This window comes from Moorena sp. SIO4A5 (assembly GCF_010672005.1).
GTDB lineage: Bacteria > Cyanobacteriota > Cyanobacteriia > Cyanobacteriales > Coleofasciculaceae > Moorena.
Window position 1 is genome coordinate 1 of record NZ_JAAHHZ010000597.1, and the last position, 3,029, is coordinate 3,029.

General features: G+C 43.6%; 3 protein-coding genes and 2 pseudogenes. 4 read left to right on the plus strand and 1 reads right to left on the minus strand.

The window, feature by feature from the left end:
• Together F6K57_RS41605 and F6K57_RS41610 are read left to right on the plus strand one after the other, a co-directional pair.
• Positions 1–557: pseudogene (locus F6K57_RS41605) on the plus strand (IS5 family transposase); the annotation flags it as partial.
• Between the two features lie 13 nt (positions 558–570).
• Positions 571–1,470: a ribonuclease HI family protein gene (locus F6K57_RS41610; protein WP_075906800.1), complete on the plus strand. Its 900-nt coding sequence runs from the start codon at positions 571–573 to the stop codon at positions 1,468–1,470.
• A 43-nt stretch (positions 1,471–1,513) separates the two neighbouring features.
• On the opposite strand, the gene F6K57_RS41615 is transcribed toward F6K57_RS41610, so the two are convergent.
• Positions 1,514–1,651, minus strand: a complete 138-nt coding sequence (locus F6K57_RS41615; RefSeq protein WP_158069896.1) for a hypothetical protein — start codon at positions 1,649–1,651, stop codon at positions 1,514–1,516.
• A 340-nt stretch (positions 1,652–1,991) separates the two neighbouring features.
• On the opposite strand from F6K57_RS41615, the gene F6K57_RS41620 reads away from it, so the two are divergent.
• Both F6K57_RS41620 and F6K57_RS41625 read left to right on the plus strand, forming a co-directional pair.
• The gene (locus F6K57_RS41620; RefSeq protein WP_293075026.1) at positions 1,992–2,501 is read left to right on the plus strand and encodes a late competence development ComFB family protein; all 510 of its coding nucleotides are present in this window, start codon (positions 1,992–1,994) and stop codon (positions 2,499–2,501) included.
• A 325-nt stretch (positions 2,502–2,826) separates the two neighbouring features.
• Positions 2,827–3,029, plus strand: a pseudogene (locus F6K57_RS41625) (cyclase); the annotation flags it as partial.

Here is a 3,029-nt window from a genome sequence, read left to right on the forward strand (position 1 = left end):
TGGTGTGTGGGAACGTGTATTCAAGACACTCTCATTAGATGCAGACAACGAGTACGCTGCGCTCGACTCAACGATTGTACGCGCTCATCAACACAGTGCTGGTGCAAAAAAAAACACCAGACGATAAACCTGAAACACAAGCAATTGGACGCAGTAAGGGTGGTTTATCTACCAAAATTCATGCCACCTGTGATGCACTGGGAAATCCCACAGGGTTTCATCTGACCCCCGGTCAAGCACATGATTTGCAGGGAGCTGATGCGTTACTTGATGGTATACATGAGATTGGTGCACTGCTTGCAGACAAGGCTTACGATGCGACAGAGCGGGTGCTCAAACGATTAAAAGAAGCTGACTGCCAAGCTGTCATTCCTCCTAAAGTCAATCGTACTCAACAAAGAACATATGACTTGCACATGTATAAGTGGCGTCATCTGATCGAAAACTTTTTTCAGAAACTTAAGCAATACAGGGCAATAGCAACTCGCTATGATAAAACTGCTCGTAATTTTTTGGGAGCCATTCATCTCGCCGCTTCTGTCATCTGGCTTAACTGACGACATGCCCTAAATGAACAACCAATCAGTCAACGTAACAGCTAAAAAGACTAACAACAAAATTACTATCCTATTTGATGGGGGGTCTCGTGGAAATCCTGGAATAGCCGGTGCTGCTGCTATTATTAAACAACCGGGAGCTCAAACCATTAGGGTTAGTCAATTTTTCCCTCATGCTACCAACAATCAGGCCGAATATACTGGAGCCATTCTTGGCTTGGAGAAAGCCTTGGAAATCGGTGCTGGGCAGGTAGTCCTAAAAGGAGATTCTCAACTGGTTATCAATCAGCTTAAAGGTACCTGGAGAGTTAAAACACCCCACTTACGACCGTTATGGACAAAGGCTAAGTCACTGCTGAATCAGTTTGACTCTGTTCAATTGGAGTGGATTCCCCGAGCACAGAATTCAGAAGCCGATGCCGCTGCGAATCAGGCTATGGATCAACGCCAAGGGGTTAACGCTGTCAGAAAGAACCCAACTGGGTTGCCCAAGGCTAAACCTGCTGTACCAAAACTGGCTAACCAGTCCTCTGAGTTGCCCAAGGCTAAACCTTCTTTAGCAAAACTGGCTGAGCAGTTCTCTGAGTTGCCCAAGGTTCAACCTCTACCAAAACTGGCTAACCAGATCTATGAGCTGATTGCGATGGGAACAAAGGCTGGATTTAAAGATTTCTTAAACTTGAAAAGTGGTCGGGATGAGTTGACTAGCAAGCGATTCCCCACCCTAAAGGAAATGGTACCTAGTGCTGTTCAAAATGCGATCGCATCGGCTATGGCTGAAGCCGATGAATCTACCTTAGCCAAGGTATACCGCTGGTATCTCAGAGGATTACCCGCAGACTTAGCAATTAGAAAAGTCCAGGTCGATTTAGAAGTATCTGAAAAGATTATCCAGCGTCGTCAAAAAAAATAACCAAACCCTTTAATTATAACACATAATTATCGCTCTAGCAATCCTAGGTAATTTGTAATAAGTAAAAACTCTGATCAAGACCTGAGTACTTAGTAATTAGTACTAGATTTATACAAAATGCGACTGGTTCACCATTGGGATTGCGATCGCAACCATGGCTTTTGCCTGTGATATATATCATAGGCGGAAACAAAAAGATGAGTTATTATTGTGAGTACCAGATTCCCCTGGCCAGGTGTGGGGTTAAGCTCAAATCTAAAAAAATACTAAAGAGCTATTGTTTAGAGTTCCTGAGAGGATACATAACAGCTATCTAAAAGAGCTTCACTACAGTAGTAGAAGCTCAAAGCTAATCCAACAGGAGTTCAAAAAAGGGGTTACTAAGAAATGGTAACCCCAATTAGGGTATTTGACGAGCTGGTTCTTGCGTAGGTAAAACAAAATGTCTTTCACCTTGCCATCTTTGATCTTGCCACTCGTCAAGGATTTTTTATTTATTGCAATATCTAACTGGTTAAGTCATGGAAGCACATCGATTACATCAAGCAATAACATATCAAAATGTCATGGAAATCTTAGTGACTCAGGAAGTAGAGCGTCAAAAGTCTCGACTTTCTCCAAAGCTAGCTAAGTATATCAACCAGGTAGAAGTGGCTACCTACGCCCTCAATCGTTTACCACCGCTGTATGCTTCCAGTGAAGAGGGGAGGCGTCAGCAGCAGTTAAAGGGTAACAAAAAACTAAGGCAGCAGATTAGCACTACTGTGCGTCAAGCCTTTGCTGCCGTGCAACGAGACCCGATCAGGGTTTGTACACCAATCAGACCAGAAGAAGACACCGAATCTCTAGCCGCTAAACTGGCTCTGCAAGGAATCCGGGAATTACTCAAAAATCAGAACATAACATGGTATAACCTGGTTAGTATTGTCAAGCAAACCCTGATTAGAGCAACTCAGCTCAGAAAAAATCGCCAAAAAGAGCAGCCAAGAGACCCAATTTATGGTTGGAATGACTCTCGTTACCAGCTCTAACCTTTTGATTGCTTTCACAGGTTGACAAGTTGTTCGCCCTTGGCGTTCCCGTAGGGTAGGTTGACAGGTTGACAGGTTGACAGGTTGACAGGTTAACAAGTTGATCAGTTGAAGGTTGACAGGTTGACAGGTTGAAGGTTGACAGGGTATGGTCTCTAAACCAGCGTTTTAGATTTATTTATAAATTGGTGATTTACACCGTTTTTCATAGATATAAGGTACACAGGATTTTTTCCCTCTTACCTCTTAACTGCTCCGAAGTCCCTGCTCCCTGCTCCCTAAAACCCGCTGGCGTAAGTACCTAACCCAATTCAAAACTGCTGTAATGCTGCACTTTAACTATTCTACTGTGATCAATGCACCAGTTGACATAGTTTGGACCTTTCACGAGCGAGATGATATTCTCGATCTGCTAACTCCACCCTGGCAACCAATCCAGGTGATCCGTCGTGAAGGAGGTTTAGAGATTGGAGCTGTTTCGGAATTTCGGATTTTTCTTGGTCTAATTCCCTTACAATGGATTGCTGT